Source organism: Streptomyces sp. NPDC017520, from assembly GCF_044329855.1.
Taxonomy (GTDB): Bacteria; Actinomycetota; Actinomycetes; order Streptomycetales; family Streptomycetaceae; genus Streptomyces.
Genome location: NZ_JBIRKB010000008.1, coordinates 55,689 through 73,639 on the forward strand (window position 1 = coordinate 55,689; position 17,951 = coordinate 73,639).

Genomic DNA, 17,951 nt, shown 5'->3' on the forward strand with positions numbered 1-17,951 from the left:
AGTTCGCTTCCACTCCCTTCCTCCTTCCGGGATGCGAGTGCTCACACAGGACGGGGGTCGTGTGCACGCATCGACGCAACAGCGAGCGGTGGGCCATCGGCCGTATTTCTTTCTGAGTTACGCCCACACGCCGGGGTACGGCGGCGGCACGGACCCCGATATGTGGGTCGAACGGCTTTTCCAGGACCTCTGCGGCCACGTGATGGCCATGACCGACTTACCCGCGGGCGCGCCCGCGGGCTTCATGGACCGGGAGATACGTTCCGGAGAGGGCTGGTCGGAACGGCTCGGCGACGTTCTCGCCACCTGCCGGGTCTTCGTCCCGCTGTTCTCGCCGCGCTACTTCGCCAGCGAGATGTGCGGCAAGGAGTGGTACGCCTTCGAACAGCGCGCCATCCACCACCGCGCCCGCTCCAACCAGCCCGCCGAGGCCATCGTCCCGGCACTCTGGGTACCGGTGCCGCCGAATCAACTTCCAGGCTCCGCTGAGCGGTTGCAGTTCAACCACCGCGATTTCGGGGAACGGTACGTCAGCGACGGCCTGTACGGCCTGATCAAGCTCAGACTCTTCGCCGAGGAGTACGAACGGGCCGTCTACGAACTGGCCAAACGCATCGTGAGCGTCGCCGACTCGGTCCGCATCGACACCGGCCGGCCCGTCGACTACCGCCTCGCCCCCAGCGCCTTCGGCTCGCCCAGCAGCGGAGTCGGCGCCCCCCGGCCGATGCAGATCACCATCGCGGCACCGACGCGCCACGATCTGCCCGAGGGCCGCAACAGCGACCACTACGGCGACCACCCCCAGGACTGGAACCCCTACTACCCGGCCGCCGCACGCCCGCTGGCCTATGTGGCGGAGGAGCTGGTCCGGTCCCTCAACTACCAGGCCCACATCACCTCGTTCGACGAGGACCGGCACGACGGCAAGACCCCGCCCAGCACCCCCGAGATCCTGCTCGTCGACCGCTGGGCCCTCCGGGACGAGGACCACCGCCGCAGGCTCGCCGCCTTCGACGCCGAGAACCGGCCCTGGGTCACCATGGTCGTGCCGTGGAGCCGCGACGACCACCAGAGCAGAGCGGCGGAGAGCGAGCTCACCGCGACGCTCGAAGCGACCATGCCGATCAAGATGGGCCAGGGCCGGGCCCTGTGCCGGGCCGCCGCGAAAGGAGTGCCCACCATGGAGGCGTTCGGTCAACTCCTGCCCCAGGTGGTCGAGGTGGCCGCCCAGCAGTACCTCAAGCACGCCAAGGCCTACCCTCCCGGATCCGGCGGCGGCTCCGGCGAGCGGACCCGGCTCACCGGCCCCATGGGCAGTACGAGCTACATCCCCGACCCGCACGACCCTGCGACGGAAGCGGAGGACCTATGAGTGCCGGTCGTGACGGGCGCATCGTCACCTTCTACTCGTACAAGGGCGGTACCGGGCGCACCATGGCGCTCGCCAACACCGCCTGGATCCTCGCGGCCAACGGCAAGCGGGTACTGGCCGTCGACTGGGACCTGGAGGCCCCCGGGCTGCACCGGTTCTTCCACCCCTTCCTCGACCCGGCCACCCTCGGCGCCACCACCGGCGTGATCGACCTGATCACCGAGTACGCCTGGGCCGCGACCAGCCCCGCCCAGCGCCCCGATGACTGGCACCGCGACTACGCCCGCATCCAGCCGCACGCCGTGTCGCTGACCCCGGAGTCGCTCGGCTGGGAGTTCCCGCGCGGCGGGACGCTCGACTTCGTCTCCGCCGGACGGCAGAACCGCGAATACTCCGCGACCGTCTCCACCTTCGACTGGGACAACTTCTACGACCGGTTCGGCGGCGGCCACTTCTTCGACGCGCTGCGCGACGACATGAAGGCCAACTACGACTACGTCCTCATCGACAGCCGGACCGGCCTCAGCGACATCGCCGACATCTGCACCGTCCACCTCCCGGACGTGCTCGTCGACTGCTTCACCCTCAGCGACCAGTCCATCGACGGCGCGGCCTCCGTCGCCCGCCAGATCGCCGAGCGCAACACCGGCCGTCCCATCGCCCTCTACCCCGTCCCGATGCGCATCGACGAGGGCGAGAAGGAGAAGGCGGACGCCGGGCGGGCGCTGGCCCGGCTCAAGTTCGACCGGCTGCCGCGCGACCTGTCCGGCGACGAACTCACCGCCTACTGGGGCGCGGTCGAGATCCCCTACCGGCCCTACTACGCCTACGAGGAGACGCTCGCCACCTTCGGTGACGAGGCCGGGCTCTCCAACTCGCTGCTCTCCGCCTTCGAACGGCTCGTCGCGGTCATCACCGACCGGGAGATCACCTCGATGCCCCCGATCGGCGAGGAGGTCCGCCTGCGGATCCGCGACGCCTTCACCCGGCGCAGGCCCGCTCTGCCCGCCGATCTCTTCCTCAGCTATGTGGCGGAGAACCGGATGTGGGCCGACTGGCTCGAATCGATCCTCACCCGGGCCGGCTTCCGGGTGGTTCCGCGCGACGTCTCCGCCGAACGTCCTCCGGAGGAGGTCGGCGAGGCTCCCGCGGAGAACACCGTCCGCACCGTCGTGCTGCTCTCCAGCGCCTACCTGAAGTCCCAGCGCGCGGTCGAGCTGTGGGAGCGGACCGCCTCGGAGGCCGTCGGCAGCGGCCGCCGCCGACTGGTCCCCCTGCGGGTCGGGGACGTACGCCTGAGCGCTCCCTACATCGACCGCAACCCCGTCGACCTCTTCCGGCTGGACGAGGTGCACGCCACCACCGCCGTGATGCGGGCCCTGGACCGTCCGGTGCAGGTGGCCGACGGGGTCTCGCCCGGGCCCCGCTTCCCCGGCACCGTGCCGAGGATCTGGAACGCGCCGCCCCGCAACCCCGGATTCACCGGCCGCTCGCTCGTCCTGGAGCGGATGCGCGACCAGCTCGGCGGCGGCCTGGCCGTCGTCCTGCCGCAGCCGCAGACCCTGTACGGACTCGGCGGCGTCGGCAAGACCCAGGTGGCCCTGGAGTACGTGCACCGCTTCATGGCCGACTACGACCTGGTGTGGTGGATATCGTCCGAGCAGACCGACGACGTGGTCGCCTCGCTCGCCGAGCTCGCCGTCCGGCTCGGCGCCCAGGGCGGCGACGACATGGCCGCCGCCTCCCAGGAGGCCGTCGACCTGCTCCGGCGCGGCGTGCCCTCGGACCGCTGGCTGCTGGTCTTCGACAACGCGGACGACCCCGAGCAGCTGCGCCGCTACTTCCCGCAGGGCGGCTCGGGCCACATCCTGGTGACCTCCCGCAACCAGAGCTGGTCCCAGCACGGGGACGCGCTGCCCGTGGACGTCTTCCTGCGCGAGGAGTCGATCGAGCACCTCCAGCGCCGGGCGCCGGGGCTCAGCGACGAGGACGCCGACCAGGTGGCGACCGCCGTGGGCGACCTGCCGCTCGCGGTGGAGCAGGCGGCCGCCTGGATCGCGGAGACCGCCACTCCCATCGACGCCTATCTCGAACAGCTCGCCCGGCAGGCCCCCCAGGTCCTCGGGCTCAACCAGCCGGCCGGCTACCCGGAACCGGTCGCCGCGACCTGGAACATCTCCATCGCCCGGCTCAAGGAGCGCTCGCCCGCCGCCGTGCGGCTCCTCCAGCTCTGCGCCTTCTTCGCCCCGGAACCGATCTCCGCGAACCTCCTCTACAGCAAGGAGATGATCGACGCGCTGAAGCCGTACGACTCCTCGCTCCAGGAGAAGCTGGTGCTGGGCCGGGTCATCCGGGAGATCGGCCGGTTCGCCCTCGCCAAGGTCGACCAGGTCTCCAACTCCATCCAGGTCCACCGCCTCGTCCAGGCCGTGATCAAGGCACAGCTCAGCGAGGAGGAGCAGCGCGAGGCCCGGCACGTCGTCCACCGCATCCTGGCCGGCGCCCGGCCCGACGACGACGAGCCGATCGACAACCCGGAGACCTGGCCGCGCTTCGCGACGATCTGGCCGCACCTCGGCCCCTCCGACGCCCGCAACTGCAAGGAGCCGGAGACCCGCAGGCTCCTGATCGACCGGGTCCGCTACCTCTGGAAGCGCGGCGACGTCAGGACCGCGGGCGCGCTCGGCGACGAGCTGCGGGAGATCTGGGAGGGGAAGCTGGGAGAGCGCGACCTGCAGTACCTCTACCTCTGCTTCCACCTCTCCAACATCCTGCGCACCCGGGGCCGTTACGTGGAGGCGAAGGAGCTGGACGAGTTCACCCTGGAGCGGCAGCGGGCGGTGCTGGGACCCGAGCACCCGCACACGTACATGACCACCAGCAGCCTGGCCATCGACCTCGGTCTGCTGGGGGACTACGCCCGGGCGATCGAGATGGCGACCGAGGCCCACGAGGGGTTCGGGCAGATCTTCCACGACTCCCACCCCCGGACCCTGGCCGCCGCCAACAACCTGGCCCTGAACCTGCGCAGCGTCGGCCAGTACGCCCGCGCCCGGGAGATCGACCAGGACGTCTACGACCTCCGCTCCCAGGTGCTCGGACCGGAGCACCCCTACAGCCTGTCCTCCGCCATGAACCTCGCCCGTGACCTGCGGGAGGTCGGACGGTACGAGGACTCGGTGGGGCTGCTCAGCACCACGTACAACAGCTTCAAGGAGACGATGGGCCGCAGCTTCCCCACCACGCTGAGCGCCGCGAAGAGCCTCGCGGTGTCGTTGCGCAGGGCGGGCCGGCTGGAGGACGCCCGCCGTCTCACGGTGGCGACCCGCGCCCGCTACCGGGCGAAGTACACCATCGCCAACCCCGATTCGCTGGCCTGCGACCTCAACCTCGCCGCGGACCTGTTCGCGGCGGGCGAGAGCGCCGAGGCGAGGGACACGGCGCAGGAGGTCGTCGACCAGTTCATGAAGGTGCCGGGGGAGAGGCACCCGTACACCCTGGCGGCGCAGAACAACCTCGGCGTCTATCTGACGGGGGCCGGGGAGACGGAGGCGGCGGAGCGGGTGCTGAAGCTGGTCGTCGCCACCATGCGGGAGACGTTCGGCCGCGACCACCCGAACACCCTGTTCTGTGTGATGAACCTGGCCAGCGCGACGGCGGACCGGGGAGAGCTGGACCTCGTGCTGAAGACCGAGCAGCGGCTGGCCGGGCAGCTGCGCGCGGCGCTCGGGGCGCACCATCCGGAGACCCTGGCCATGTCCTCGAACATGGCGGTCACGCTCGCTGCCGTGGGGCGGGAGGACGAGGCGGTGCAGTTGCGGGCGGAGATCGTCCCCGAGCTGTCGCGCCAGCTCGGCGACGACCATCCGCTGGTCCGGATGGCCCGGACCGACGAGCGGTTCCGGCGGGAACTGGAACCGATGTCGGTGTGACCGCCCGGCCGGGAGGGCTCACCCTCCCGGCCGGACCCCCCGCACGGTCCCGTCCGGGGGCTCCCGCTCGTCCAGCAGCCAGTCGAGGATGCGGGGGAGCATGGGGAACGCGTCGAAGTGGGCCGCCTTCGGTTCGAGTACGGCGGTGGCGCCCGGTATCTGCCCGGCCAGCCAGCGGGAGTGGCCGACCGGGGAGAAGACGTCCTTCACCCCGTGCCAGAGGAGCACCTTGCCGGTGATCCGGCCGGGATCGAACCCCCAGGGGCTGCAGAACGCGATGGCGTCGTCGATCCAGCCGTACGCCGAGGTGCGCAGCCCCTCGCTGTAGTTGCGCAACAGCATGGAGCGGATCCCCGCGTCGTTGACCACCACCCGGTCGGAGTCGGTCAGCTCCCGGCGCAGGTCGTCCAGGAGCCGGACCGGGTCCCGGCGGATCTGCGCCGAGCGCGTGATGAAGGACTCCGCCAGGCTCTCCGGGTCGTCGGCCGCGGTGGAGTACGCGAGCACATTGGACGCGGTCATCCCGTCGAACCAGTCGAGACCGGCCGCGTCCGGGGGCGCGAGACTGACCAGCGCCGCGGTCCGGGTGATCCGTTCCGGCATCAGCGCCGCGCAGGCCAGGGCGTGCGGGGCCCCGCCGGAGCGGCCCACCACGGCGAATCGCTTCAGGCCCAGGGAGTCGGCGATGGCCCGGACGTCCTCGACGACGTCCGCGATCCGACGGCCCCCGTGCCGGTCGCTGCCGCCGTATCCCGGGCGGTCGTAGGTGATCAACTGCGTATGGCGCTGGTACAGCACCATGGAGCGGGGAGCGGGCCCGAGCCTGCTGCCCGGAGTGCCGTGGAGGAGGAAGACCGGTCTCCCCCGTGGATCGCCCATCCGTTCCACCATCAGATGCCGCCCGTCCGCCGCGAGCACCCGATTGCGCACCCGTTCCTCCTCCGCTCGGTCACCCGGCCGGCCCGGGCACGGTGTGCCCGGCGTGTGCTGCCTTTTCGATGATGACCCATCAGGGGCGTTACCGGGACTGTCGCGCGACAGGAACTGTGAAGCTACGGGGAGGCTCCCGGCGGACGATCTCCGTCGGCATCCGGACGGGCCGGCGCACCATCCGGATCCGCAACGGCGAATACCGGACAGCACTGGTCCTCACCCAGGGGCCGCCGGCGGTTGCACCGGGTGTTCGCGATCGGAACCGACGTGGCAGGACTCGAGGCAGGTGAACAGGACCCGGGGCAGGTGAACAACCCGCGCGCGAAGCGTCGCTGTCGTGTGCACGTCTGGAAGCCGACCTTGTGTGCGTTTCGCCGCGTCGGAATAGTGGGCGCCCCATCCTCCGTGTACGGGCACCCCACTTGCTCCGTGCACGGCCCCACAGGAGGTCGAAGTTGAAGCATCGACGTATATCCAGGAAGCGCGCGACGCTGGCCGGCTCGGCCGTCGTCGCCCTGGTCGCGGCGGGATTCACGTTCCAGACCGCGAACGCCAGTGACGATGTGCCGGTATTCGCGGCCAAGACCCTCGGCGCGGACGCGGCCGGAAAGCTGGCCACCGCCCTGGACCGTGACCTGGGCGCGGACGCGGCAGGCTCGTACTACGACACCACAGCGAAGACCCTCGTCGTGAACGTCGTCGACGAGGCCGCCGCCGAGCAGGTCCGCCAGGCGGGCGGCAAGGCCAGAATCGTGGAGAACTCCCTCGCCGAGCTGAAGTCGGCCCGGGCGACCCTCACCGACAGGGCGACGATCCCGGGCACCTCCTGGGCGGTCGACCCGGTGAGCAACAAGGTGCTCGTCACCGCCGACAGCACGGTCGACGGCGCGGCCTGGAAGAAGCTCTCGGCCGTGGTCGAGGGGCTCGGCGGCACGGCCGAACTCAACAGGACGGTGGGTGAGTTCACGCCGCTGATCGCGGGCGGCGACGCGATCTGGGGCTCCGGCTCCCGCTGCTCGCTCGGCTTCAACGTGGTCAAGGGCGGGGAGCCGTACTTCCTGACCGCCGGCCACTGCACCGAGTCGGTCACCAGCTGGTCGGACACCCAGGGCGGCCCGGAGATCGGGGCGAACGAGGGCTCCAGCTTCCCGGAGAACGACTACGGCCTGGTCAAGTACACCTCGGACACCGCGCACCCGAGCGAGGTGAACCTCTACGACGGCTCGACCCAGGCGATCACGCGGGCGGGCGACGCGACGGTCGGCCAGGCGGTCACCCGCAGCGGCTCCACCACCCAGGTGCACGACGGTGAGGTCACCGCGCTGGACGCCACGGTCAACTACGGCAACGGCGACATCGTCAACGGCCTCATCCGGACGACGGTCTGCGCCGAGCCCGGCGACAGCGGCGGCGCCCTCTTCGCGGGCGACACCGCGCTCGGTCTGACCTCGGGCGGCAGCGGCGACTGCTCCTCGGGCGGCACGACCTTCTTCCAGCCGGTACCGGAGGCGCTGGCCGCCTACGGCGCCGAGATCGGCTGACGCTCCACCGCGTCACGGCGACACGGTGAGGCCCCCGGTACGCCGGGGGCCTCTCCCCTTGTGCGGTGTGTCGTGCGAGGTGGCGCGGGTGCCGTGGGCGGCCGGGCGGTCAGGCGGCCTTGATCAGATTGTCGGAGTCCGCCTTGGCCGGGGAGACGCCGAAGATGCTCACGGCCTGGTAGTAGGTCCAGGCGGTGCCGTTGCACGAGGTCTTCGTCGCGCCCGAGTAGCGGGCGCACACGCGCTTGAGGTCCTCGTAGAAGGCGGAGTCGATGCGGGCCTTGTTGGCGGAGAACGTACCGGCGGCCTTGTAGTTCCGGTAGCCGAAGTCATGGCGGGCGCAGGAGGTCTGGAAGGGGAAGCCGAACGGGTTGTCGGGGGAGCTGCTGCAGTAGTCCGTCGACCAGTTGAAGCCATACGCGGACCAGGCGCCCTGGTTGTTGCGGGCGGCGTTCCAGGCGTTGTGGCTGGAGGCGCTCGTCTGGGTCCAGGAGCTGAGCACCTGGGGTTTGTCGGCGGGGGCTGCCGCGGCGGAGGCGGCGGTGATCAGGCTGAGCGGGAGCGACAGGGCGACCGCGGCGAGCGGAACCGTGAATCGACGACGCATGAGCGACCTCCGTGGGGTGAAAGGAGTGGTCCTGGCCGTGCTCCTCGTCGGGTGGTACGAGGCCGCTCCAGCATGCCGTCATGCACCTGTCATGACTAGGCGTCGCGCTGACCGGACATCAAGAGTTGGTGTGCACGTCAGATGGGGCCGCCCGGAAGGGCGGCCCCATGAACGTTTCACCGAGCGGAAGCGGGAGCGGCGTCAGGCAGCCGTCGATCCGCCCGCCGCGCGTGCTGTCTCCGTACCGTCGTCGTCCCGCCCCGCCCGGTGCCGCATCGACAGCAGCAGGGTCAGCGCCGTGCCGACGACCGCCCAGGTCGAGAGCACCAGCAGGGGCCCGGTGACCGCGTTGCCCCGGAAGTAGGCGATCGAGCGGGCCGTCCAGGTCCCGGCCCCCGGAGGGAGGGCCGGGCCGATCGCCCGCCAGAAGTCCGGGAGCATCGGGAGCGGGAAGGCTCCGCCCGCGCTCGGGTTGCCGGCGATGACGATGAGCAGGACGGCCAGACCGATGCCGACGATGCCCGTGAGGGCCTCCAGGGCGAGCGTGATCATGCCGACCGAGAAGACGACCAGGGCGCCGAGGCCGGCCAGGCCCCAGAAGCTGCCCGGCAGCGCTCCGAGGATCGGGCCGATGATGACCGCGCCGCCGATGCCGCCCGCGATCGCGTACAGCGCCATGACCACGGTCCGGATCGTGGCCCGCTGCCGGTTGGCGGGTTTCGTGCCCGCGCTGATCGCCAGGATCGAGGCGCAGAGGTAGCCGCCCACGCACCAGCCGACCACCAGGTAGAAGGACGAGAGTCCGTCGAAGTCGTCGGCGGAGGCCGGTGCCACGTCCACGGTCCGCACGGCCCGCTGCTGGGAGCCCTCGACCTGGGCGATGATCTTCTCCAGGGCGCCCGAGAGCACGGTCCCGCCCCCGGAGGCGACCAGCAGGGTGTCGGTGCGGCCTCCCGGCGAGACGATCAGGGCGCCGTCGATGTCGCGGTTCATGATCTGCTCGCGGGCCTCGGCGGCGCTGCTCACCGCACGGGGGTCGAGCGGTCCGCCGGGGAGCCCGTCCAACTGGTCCACGAGCTGCTGGGACAGTTGCTGCGGGGCCACCACCCCGAAGGCGACATCGGTCGGCTTCGGCTTGTGCAGAGCACCGACGTAGGACGCGATGAACAGCAGTTGCAGTCCGAGCACACCGATCACGAGCAGGGCGGCCCGTGGGGTGACGGCGTTCTTCACCTCGTCGACGAAAGTCATGCCCCCACGGTCCGGGCGTGGCCGCGTCCGCGCAGGCGGGGCGGGGCCGAACGGCGTAGCGCCGGGGGCGGCCCTCAGGGCTTTCCTTTCGTAAGGGCATGCTCTGCAGTAAGTTCTAGGCGTGGACGTGAGCTCTGAGGTCAAGGATGGGAAAGCCGTCGCGATGAGCGACGCATTCACGGCGGACTGCCCGGCCCGCACGGTGCTGAATCACGTCAGCAGCCGATGGGGCGTGCTGATTCTGGCCGCGTTGCAGGAGGGGCCGATGCGCTTCTACGTGCTGCGGGACAGGATCGGCGGCATCAGCGAGAAGATGCTGTCGCAGAATCTGCGGGTGTTCGTGCGGGACGGACTGATCGCCCGTGAGGTCGAACCCACGGTGCCGCCCCAGGTGACCTACTCGCTCACCCCTCTGGGGCGGGAGCTGGCGCTGACGCTGGGTGGCCTGGTCGAGTGGATCACGCATCGGATCGGAGATGTCCTCGCCGCGCGCGAGCGCCACGACGAGGTGAAGTGAACCCGCTGTCCGTCGGCGCCTCGCTCCCCGTGGAGCGGGGCGCCTTCTCCTGTTGAGCGGCATCTCGAATGTTTCCCCGGGTGGGTCGGCGGTCCGGCCTGCGCGCTATCGGCTCGGTCCGGGGCTGACCGCCAGGTAAGCCCGTACCAATCGAAAGCTCAAAACCTAGGGTAAGTCCGGCGGGCCGAGCGGCCCGGAAGGGAGAATTCGGTGGATACGGAAACCGCGCCGCGCGCCGGGGTACGCGAGTGGATCGGGCTGGCGGCCCTGGCGCTGCCCGCGATGCTCGTGATCATGGATATGAGCGTGCTCCATCTGGCGCTGCCGACCCTGAGCCGGGATCTGGAGCCTTCAGGGGCGCAACTGCTCTGGATCACCGATGTCTACGGGTTCGTCATCGCCGGCGCGATGATCACCATGGGTACGCTCGGCGACCGCATCGGCCGTCGCCGGATGCTGCTGCTCGGGGCCGTGGCCTTCGGCTGCGCCTCGGTGCTCGCCGCCTACGCGCCCACCGCGGAGACACTGATCGCGGCCCGCGCCCTCCTCGGCCTCGCCGGCGCGGTACTGGGCCCGTCGACGCTGTCGCTGATCAGCGCCATGTTCCACGACGCCAAACAGCGCGGCTTCGCCATCACGGTGTGGATGACGAGCTTCATGCTGGGCGGCGCGGTCGGCCCGCTGGTCGGCGGTGTGCTGCTGGAGGCGTTCTGGTGGGGTTCGGTCTTCCTCGTAGCCGTGCCGGTCATGGTGTTCCTGCTGGTGGCGGGCCCGCTGGTGCTTCCGGAGGTCCGTAACCCGGACGCCGGCCGACTGGACCTGACCAGCGCCGCGATGTCGCTGGCCGCCATTCTGCTGGTCGTCTTCGGCGTGAAGGAGTTCGCCAAGGAGGGCGTCACCTGGCTGCCGCTGCTGTCCCTGGTAATCGGTCTCGTGGTCGGCGCCCTCTTCGTCGTGCGGCAGCGCCGGCTCACCGACCCGCTGCTCGACATGAAGCTCTTCACGAACCGGGGCTTCAGCGTCTCCCTCGGAACGCTGACCTTGACCGTGGTGTTCATGCTGGGCAGCCAGTTCCTCATCGCCCAGTACATCCAGATGGTGGTGGGCATGGAGCCGCTGGAGTCGGCGGTGTGGAGCCTGCCGATGGTCATCAGCGGAACCCTCGCGATGTTCATCGCCCAGGGCGTGGCGGCCCAGGTGGGCAAAGCGTACGTTTTCGGAGCCGGTCTGGCGATCGCCGCCATCGGCTTCGCCGTGCTCTCCCAGGTGGACAGTGGTTCCGGGATCGGAACCGTCGTCACGGCGGCGTCGTTGCTGTTCGCCGGCCTGATGCCGGTCTCGTCCCTCGGGATCGGGATGATCGTCGACGCCGCGCCGCCCGAGCAGGCGGGCTCGGCCGCCGCGGTGGGCGAGACGACCCAGGAACTGGGCGGTGCCCTCGGCATCGCGGTCCTCGGCAGCGTGCTGAACGTTGCGTACCACAGCGGGATGACCGGTTCGGTGCCGGACGGTGTCCCCGCCTCCGCCCGGGAGACGGTCACCGACAACCTGCCCGCGGCCCTGGAGGCCGCCGGCCGGCTGCCCGCGGAGGCGGGGGCCCAACTCGTCTCCGTGGCAAGGGACTCCTTCGCCCAGGGGCTTGCCTGGATCGCGATGGGAGCGGTCCCGGTCATGCTCGCACTGGCCGTCACGGCAACGGTGCTGCTCCGGAACGTGGGGCGCGCCGGCGAAAGCGCGGATCAGGAAGGAGCGGCGGGCGAAACGGGAGAGGCCGGCAAGTCGACGTCCGCGGCGGGGTCGGCGGCTTCCTGACCTGACTGCCCGGCACCGGTCGGCCGCGCGTCACCCGTCGAGGCGGGGCGGGTGGCCGGCCGCGTCGGTGGCCGGGGGCGAGTACCCCGCCCCGCCAGTTTTTACCGACGCGTAACTTCCCTCGCCACCTTACTCGTGCGTAATTTGGCATGAGCACGTAAAGCTTGTGGTCCGGGCCACAGGGCGCACCGCCATCGCACCTCCCTTGAGCCGCAAGGAGACCACTCGATGCTGCCCTGGATCCGTGCTGCGCGCGTTCCCCGCACGCGCAGTCTGTTCGCCACCCTGCTCCTGGCCCTCGCCCTTCTCGTCGCCCCCACGGCGACCGCGGCGACCCCGGTCGCCGCCGAGGCCACTTCGCGTGGCTGGAACGACTACTCCTGCAAGCCCTCCGCCGCCCACCCCCGCCCCGTCGTCCTGGTCCACGGAACCTTCGGGAACTCGATCGACAACTGGCTGGTCCTCGCCCCCTACCTGGTCAACCGGGGCTACTGCGTCTTCTCCCTCGACTACGGCCAGCTTCCCGGCGTGCCGTTCTTCCACGGCCTCGGCCCCATCGACAAGTCCGCCGAACAGCTCGACGTGTTCGTCGACAAGGTCCTCGCCGCCACCGGAGCCCCGAAGGCCGACCTCGTCGGCCACTCGCAGGGCGGCATGATGCCGAACTACTACCTGAAGTTCCTTGGCGGCGCCGACAAGGTCAACGCCCTCGTCGGCATCGCCCCGGACAACCACGGCACCACGCTGCTCGGCCTCACCAAGCTGCTGCCGTTCTTCCCCGGCGTCGAGAGGTTCATCGGCGACAACACCCCCGGGCTCGCCGACCAGGTCGCGGGATCGCCCTTCATCACCAAGCTCACGGCGGGCGGCGACACCGTCCCCGGCGTCCGCTACACCGTCATCGCGACCAAGTACGACGAGGTCGTGACCCCGTACCGGACGCAGTACCTGGACGGGCCGAACGTACGCAACGTGCTGCTCCAGGACCTGTGCCCGCTCGACCTGTCCGAGCACGTGGCGATCGGGACCATCGACCGCATCGCCTTCCACGAAGTGGCCAACGCCCTCGACCCGGCGCGCGCCACCCCGACCACCTGCGCCTCGGTCATCGGCTGACCCGCCGCGCGACGACGGGCCGGGGCCCGGCGTCCGACGGTGCGGACGGCGGACCCCGGCCCGTCACGACCTGCCGCGCCCGACGTCCCGGAGGGACGCGGCAGGGGTATGAGAGGGGTGGTGCGGCGGTCAGCGGCTGTGGCGTCCCGCCGAGGCGGCGGCCCGCCGGCGCTGCGAGGCGAACAGCACGGCCGCACCGGCGGCGAGGACTCCCGCGCCCCCGATCGCCAGATACGTGCTGCTCGTGGAACCGCCCGTCTCGGCCAGCACCTCGTCGGAGCCCGCCGCGTTGACCTCCGGGGCATTGCCCTCAGCCTTCTCGGCCGGGGCGGCCGGGGCGGCCGGGGCGGCCGCGGTGGCCTTCGCCCCGGTGTTCGCGTCGTCGTCCCCGTGGCCGTTGTGCTCGACCGACGACTTCTCGGAACCCGCGGCGATGGCGTCCTCGGACGGCGCGGAGGGGGCCGCCGCCGGGGCCTCGGCGCCGGAATCACCACCGGACCCCTGCCCCTGCCCCTCCTCCTTCTCCGCTCCACCGCCGGCCGAAGCGCCGCCGAACGTCACGTCGGAGCAGGCGTAGAACGCCTCGGGGGAGTCGGAGCGCTGCCAGACCGTGTAGACCAGCTGCCGCCCCGAGCGCTCGGGGACCGTCCCGTCGAAGACGTACGAACCGTTCTCCAGCGCCGGGTCGGTGGCCTCGGCGAAGGGCTTCGCCTCCAGATCCGACCAGGCCAGCGGCTTCGTGGGGTCGTAACCGGGCTTGGTGAGGTACAGCTCGAACGATCCCCGGTGCGGGGCCGTCGCGCGGAACCGGAAGGTGTGCTCGCCCGCGGACATCGCGGAGGCCGGCCAGTCGGCGCGCGGGAGGTCCAGCCCCTTGAACTTGTCGTTGGCCGCGCTGCACAGCTTGCCGTCGGGGATCAACTCACGGTGCTTGCCCGCCGCGTTGGCGATGTTCACCCCGTTCCAGTCGTACAGCGCCTGCGTCCCGCCGGCCGAGACCGCCGCCCGGCACGCCGCCGACGACGGGCTCTCGGGCCCCTCGGCGAAGCACGCGGACACCCGGCTCACCGGGTCGGTGAGCGAACCGTGCGCGACGGCCGGGGCGGAGGCCAGCCCGGTCAGTGCGAGCGGTGCGAAACCGAGGGCGAGAATACCGGCGGCCTTGCGACGAGCGGTCATGGACGAATCTCCTTCGAGACAGCACAGCTGTGAGGGTGGCGCTCAGCAAGCTAGCCGCTCCGAAGGCCCAAAAAGCCTGGTGGGACGGGGTGGTGGCGATCCTTATGGTCACGTTAAGGAGGGGCTAAGAGGGCGCTCAGGAAGTGCACCGCCGAGAGGGGCAGATGCACTGGCCGGGGGCTGCACGGCCGTCGCCGGTCCGGGATCTGAGCCGAACTCGTCGCCGAGGCCGCCCGGCAAGCCCGCGACGCCGGATGCGAATGGCTTCACGTCGACTTCGAGGACGACCCGCGGTCGTTCTACGTCGACGCCTGTGGGTTCAGACCGACAGCGGCGGGTCACATCGCGCTCCGGGACAGCCCTTGGCCGCACGACGCCCCGGCCACGGGCAGGCGTGAGGCCCCTGGTAGCCGAGGGGACGAAATCTGGCCAGATTTTCCACCGAAGGGCCTTAATAGCCGTAATGTCGGTTTTAGTGGTCTGGTGCTGGCGGAGCTACCCGGTGAGGATGCCCGCCGTACCGGCGAACGGGGGCGGAGTGGGATTCGGGCGTGGAGCGCGTCTCAAGGAACGGGCCGATGGGGACTTGGCCGGAGGGCCGGCAATCCCTCGTCAGGCCGCTCCGGTGGCAGGGGGAGAGCACCGCTGTGACGAGGTGAATGCCACTGCATCGGACGTGACCAAGCTGCTGTGTCAGGCCGTTTACGCACGCCCCGACAGGGTCGCGGCCATCAAGGCGTGGTGGCGCAAGGTGAGAGGCAGAAGCGGCAGGACCGACAGGCCGCGCCGCAGTGCTCGTCGGCGTATCTACTTGGAGGGGAGTGATGATTGCCCGCCTCTGGGCGAGCCGATGGCTCGGTGGGTGCTGGACCATGTCTTGAACGGCCCGCCGCTGCCCGTCCCTTCGTACGGATTCGACCTCGCACCGGTCATCGCGCACAGCACGCGTGCGCGAAGGCGCCAATGGTTCCGCCGACTTGGCGTTCTGCTCGTCGTCGCTGGCCTGACATACGTGTCGCCGCCGGTCATGGCCGTGTGGAGCGGCGTCGCCCTGCTGGCCCTGGTGGTGCGATGGGCGGGGCTCAGGGCGTTGCGAAAGATGCGTCGAGCATCGCGACTAATGACGTCTCGTTGGTCGCCGCACGTCATTCTGTGCGTGCCCCTGGCGCTCGCGATGGTTCCCTTCGTGCCGCAGGGCGATCATGTACTTGGACTGCGAGCCGGCCTGCTTCTGCTGCCGCCCGCACTGTTGGCGGGGGTGGCGCTCGTGTTCGTCGCTGACCGGCTTGCCGCGCTCGCGGCCTTGGCCGTGCTCAGCAGCCAGGGTGCCGGACCGGATCGGCTGCCGCGGGTTGCCTGGAAAGCCGGGTGGCGCATGGCACGGATCGGCCGCGAGCAGAAGCGGCGGGAGTTGCCGTACGAGAATCCGGAGCGCTTCGTAGGAGCCGGGCGGGACGTCTGGGGTGCGGCGGATATCGGCATTCCGCTCAAGTTCAGGGACCAGGTGAAGCCGGGCAACGGGTCGTTGAGCGATACGGAGTTGCTGCGTCAGACCGGTGCGGCTCTGCTGAGGCTGGGACGAGACGTGCGGGAGATCACCGACCCGTTGCCCGGCTTCACCGTGGCGGAGGTGCAAGGGCTGCCTGCGGCCCTATGGCTGCAGCGAACGCGGGCGGCGACGTTGGAGCCACCGGATCTCGGCGGCCGGGGGCGCAGGTCGCCTTCAAGCATGCCGGACCGGCTCTACCTGCGTGCACAGACCGTGAGCTGGAGTGGTCAAGTCGTCGTCAGTGTCTTCGTGCACGCCGCACTGGAAGCGGGGGAGCTGCGGCTGACCGTTCGCCCCCACGTGATGACTCCGCTGTTCAACGAGCTGCGTGCCGCCACTGCTCCCCTCGCCAGACGAGGCGTTCGACGACTCGGTTGGGTGGCGGCCCAGGCCTTTCTCGACGCTGCCGCGGGCCCGCTCGCCCTCTGGCGCTCGGTCGCCCGCCTCGCCCTCGGGGAAAGGGCAGACGCCGGCCGGGCGGAGGAGAAGGATCCGGTCAGTCTGCGCGACCGGTACTCCACTGAGGAAGTGGGAGACATGCACCAGAGCGACGATGCCAAACGCCATGTTGTGCTGATGCAGACCTGCATTTTCCGAACGGTCTCGGAGTATCTCGAAGAGCGGGGGATCGACACGAGCGCGTATGACCGCCAAGTAGCCGCGGTCATCACGAACATTCAGGTCTACGGAGACAACAACGCCCCCATCCAGAACGTCGCGGGTAGCGGCATCAATGGTGTGGGTCAGAACAATGGAAAGCAGGGAGACGCGCAGTGATCGTTGGACGAGGCCGCCGCGAACAAGAACGGGAACAAGGGCACGGCTCCGGTATCAGTGTCGGAGGCGACAACATCGCCCCGCTCCAGAACGTCGTGGGAGAGAACATCTCCCACGTGTATCAGTCCGCACCCGGGCAGGGGGGCGTCGACGCCGGGACCGTGCGGGATCTGCTGGCCTCCTTCCGGTCGGACTTGGACCGCGGTGCCGAAAGCCTGGACGACTTGGTGGTCCTGCGCGCCATGGCGGACAGGATTGATGGCGTCCTGGCCATGCCGGATCCTCAGGCACGGGCCGGCGCGCTCCAAGGACTGGCTCAGGCTCTTCCCTCCTTGGTCGCGGGAACCGTCGTGCAGCAAGGCGGGCAGGCGCTCGCGCATGCTCTTGCGGGGTGGGCGGGCTGAGAACGCCGCAGCCGAGCGGGCGACGGAGACGGGGGCCCGCGTGAGGTGTCGCTGAGGCCGACGACGCCTGCATGGCTGCCCGAGGCCCGACCGGTCGTGGGCCGAGCCGCCCGCGCCTTCATCCAGCTCGTACGTCAGGACAGCCGTGCAGTGACGCTCCAGGCTCCCGTCGACCTGACGGAGGTTCCCGGTGATCGTTTCCGGCGTGCCCACGCGATCGTGCGCGGTACTTCGCAGGAGCGGTGCGCGGACGCCGCCCCGTGCCGCCTCACCCCGTCCACCGGTACCGCCGCTCCGGCCGCCCCGTGCCTCCGTAGCGCAGGGTCACCTCGGCCCGGCCCGTTCCGGCGAAGTACTCCAGGTAGCGGCGCGCGCTCACCCGGGACAGGGCTCCCGCCTCGGCGCACTCCGACGCGGACAGGCCCTCGGGGTGGTCGCGCAGGGTGCGTTCCACCAGGTCGGCCGTGGGGGCGGCCAGGCCCTTCGGCAGCTCGCGCGAGCCGGGCGGGCGGGTGCCGAAGATCTGGTCGACGTCCTCCTGGCGGGCCTCTCCCAGCCTGTCCAGGCGGGTGCGCAGCGAGGCGACGTGGCGCATCTGCTCCTGGAGCGCGGACCGGCTGAACGGCTTGATCAGATAGTGCAGGGCCCCCGCCCGCAGCGCCGCCCGGATCACCCCCGCGTCCCGGGCCGCCGTGATGAACAGGGCGTCCGCGCTGGGGCGCGAGGTGTCCCGCTCCTCCGCCGCACGCAAGGCGCGCAGCACCCCGATCCCATCCATATCGGGCAGATAGATGTCCAGCAGCACCAGATCGGGGCGCAGCCGCTCGGCCGCCCGCAAGGCGTCGGCACCGTTGTGCGCCACCCCGACGACCGCGAAGCCGTCCATAGCGGACACATAGCGGCTGTGCAGCTTCGCGACCATGAAGTCGTCGTCCACCACCAGCACAGTTGTCACGCCGCC

General features: G+C 70.5%; 13 protein-coding genes and 1 pseudogene. 9 read left to right on the forward strand and 5 right to left on the reverse strand.

Translation table 11 applies throughout. From position 1 onward, the window contains the following. Window positions 1–31: 31 nt before the first annotated feature. Both fsxC and fxsT read left to right on the forward strand, forming a co-directional pair. On the forward strand, window positions 32–1,372 hold the full coding sequence (gene fsxC / locus ACH4KB_RS20285) for an FxsC protein (protein ID WP_398067271.1): 1,341 nt from the start codon (window positions 32–34) through the stop codon (window positions 1,370–1,372). Then, a complete protein-coding gene (fxsT, locus tag ACH4KB_RS20290) occupies window positions 1,369–5,304 on the forward strand; it encodes an FxSxx-COOH system tetratricopeptide repeat protein (RefSeq protein WP_398067272.1) in 3,936 nt (1,311 codons plus the stop codon). The genes fsxC and fxsT overlap by 4 nt, the downstream gene beginning before the upstream one ends. 18 nt (window positions 5,305–5,322) lie before the next feature. Here the strand turns inward: fxsT and ACH4KB_RS20295 are convergent, their stop codons facing one another. After that, window positions 5,323–6,234 carry an alpha/beta fold hydrolase gene (locus ACH4KB_RS20295; RefSeq protein WP_398067273.1) on the reverse strand — a complete coding sequence of 304 codons (912 nt, stop codon included), beginning with the start codon at window positions 6,232–6,234 and terminating at the stop codon, window positions 5,323–5,325. Between the two features lie 365 nt (window positions 6,235–6,599). Here ACH4KB_RS20295 and ACH4KB_RS20300 point away from each other — a divergent pair, with 365 nt between their 5' ends. Further along, the gene (locus ACH4KB_RS20300) at window positions 6,600–7,778 is read left to right on the forward strand and encodes a S1 family peptidase (protein WP_398067274.1); all 1,179 of its coding nucleotides are present in this window, start codon (window positions 6,600–6,602) and stop codon (window positions 7,776–7,778) included. A 109-nt stretch (window positions 7,779–7,887) separates the two neighbouring features. On the opposite strand, the gene ACH4KB_RS20305 is transcribed toward ACH4KB_RS20300, so the two are convergent. Next, window positions 7,888–8,385, reverse strand: a complete 498-nt coding sequence (locus ACH4KB_RS20305) for a phospholipase (protein ID WP_398067275.1) — start codon at window positions 8,383–8,385, stop codon at window positions 7,888–7,890. Between the two features lie 201 nt (window positions 8,386–8,586). Continuing rightward, a complete protein-coding gene (locus ACH4KB_RS20310) occupies window positions 8,587–9,636 on the reverse strand; it encodes a DUF3533 domain-containing protein (protein WP_398067276.1) in 1,050 nt (349 codons plus the stop codon). A gap of 121 nt (window positions 9,637–9,757) precedes the next feature. On the opposite strand from ACH4KB_RS20310, the gene ACH4KB_RS20315 reads away from it, so the two are divergent. The 3 genes from ACH4KB_RS20315 (at window position 9,758) to ACH4KB_RS20325 (ending at window position 13,081) form a co-directional block, all read left to right on the forward strand. Beyond that, complete coding sequence (locus ACH4KB_RS20315; protein WP_398067277.1) at window positions 9,758–10,153, forward strand: winged helix-turn-helix transcriptional regulator; 396 nt, start codon at window positions 9,758–9,760, stop codon at window positions 10,151–10,153. A 210-nt stretch (window positions 10,154–10,363) separates the two neighbouring features. Beyond that, the gene (locus ACH4KB_RS20320; RefSeq protein WP_398067278.1) at window positions 10,364–11,965 is read left to right on the forward strand and encodes an MFS transporter; all 1,602 of its coding nucleotides are present in this window, start codon (window positions 10,364–10,366) and stop codon (window positions 11,963–11,965) included. 228 nt (window positions 11,966–12,193) lie between these two features. Next, complete coding sequence (locus ACH4KB_RS20325; protein ID WP_398067279.1) at window positions 12,194–13,081, forward strand: esterase/lipase family protein; 888 nt, start codon at window positions 12,194–12,196, stop codon at window positions 13,079–13,081. Window positions 13,082–13,210: 129 nt separating this feature from the next. Here ACH4KB_RS20325 and ACH4KB_RS20330 read toward each other — a convergent pair whose 3' ends face one another. After that, complete coding sequence (locus tag ACH4KB_RS20330) at window positions 13,211–14,260, reverse strand: lytic polysaccharide monooxygenase (protein WP_398067280.1); 1,050 nt, start codon at window positions 14,258–14,260, stop codon at window positions 13,211–13,213. Between the two features lie 210 nt (window positions 14,261–14,470). On the opposite strand from ACH4KB_RS20330, the pseudogene ACH4KB_RS20335 reads away from it, so the two are divergent. The 3 genes and pseudogenes from ACH4KB_RS20335 to ACH4KB_RS20345 all read left to right on the forward strand — a co-directional run. Next, window positions 14,471–14,611: pseudogene (locus ACH4KB_RS20335) on the forward strand (acetyltransferase); the annotation flags it as partial. A gap of 325 nt (window positions 14,612–14,936) precedes the next feature. Continuing rightward, window positions 14,937–16,586, forward strand: a complete 1,650-nt coding sequence (locus tag ACH4KB_RS20340) for a hypothetical protein (RefSeq protein WP_398067281.1) — start codon at window positions 14,937–14,939, stop codon at window positions 16,584–16,586. Continuing rightward, window positions 16,583–16,990: a hypothetical protein gene (locus tag ACH4KB_RS20345; RefSeq protein ID WP_398067282.1), complete on the forward strand. Its 408-nt coding sequence runs from the start codon at window positions 16,583–16,585 to the stop codon at window positions 16,988–16,990. Before ACH4KB_RS20340 ends, ACH4KB_RS20345 begins: the two co-directional genes overlap by 4 nt. Before the next feature lie 268 nt (window positions 16,991–17,258). Here the strand turns inward: ACH4KB_RS20345 and ACH4KB_RS20350 are convergent, their stop codons facing one another. Next, entirely contained in the window at window positions 17,259–17,936 is a 678-nt protein-coding gene (locus ACH4KB_RS20350; protein WP_398067574.1) for a response regulator, read from the reverse strand. Between the last annotated feature and the right edge of the window lie 15 nt (window positions 17,937–17,951).

Coding starts and splice junctions, on each gene's coding strand:
- fsxC (WP_398067271.1), top strand. CDS start 32: ATGCGAGTGCTCACACAGGACGGGGGTCGTGTGCACGCATCGACGCAA.
- fxsT (WP_398067272.1), top strand. CDS start 1,369: ATGAGTGCCGGTCGTGACGGGCGCATCGTCACCTTCTACTCGTACAAG.
- ACH4KB_RS20305 (WP_398067275.1), bottom strand. CDS start 8,385: ATGCGTCGTCGATTCACGGTTCCGCTCGCCGCGGTCGCCCTGTCGCTC.
- ACH4KB_RS20310 (WP_398067276.1), bottom strand. CDS start 9,636: ATGACTTTCGTCGACGAGGTGAAGAACGCCGTCACCCCACGGGCCGCC.
- ACH4KB_RS20325 (WP_398067279.1), top strand. CDS start 12,194: ATGCTGCCCTGGATCCGTGCTGCGCGCGTTCCCCGCACGCGCAGTCTG.
- ACH4KB_RS20330 (WP_398067280.1), bottom strand. CDS start 14,260: ATGACCGCTCGTCGCAAGGCCGCCGGTATTCTCGCCCTCGGTTTCGCA.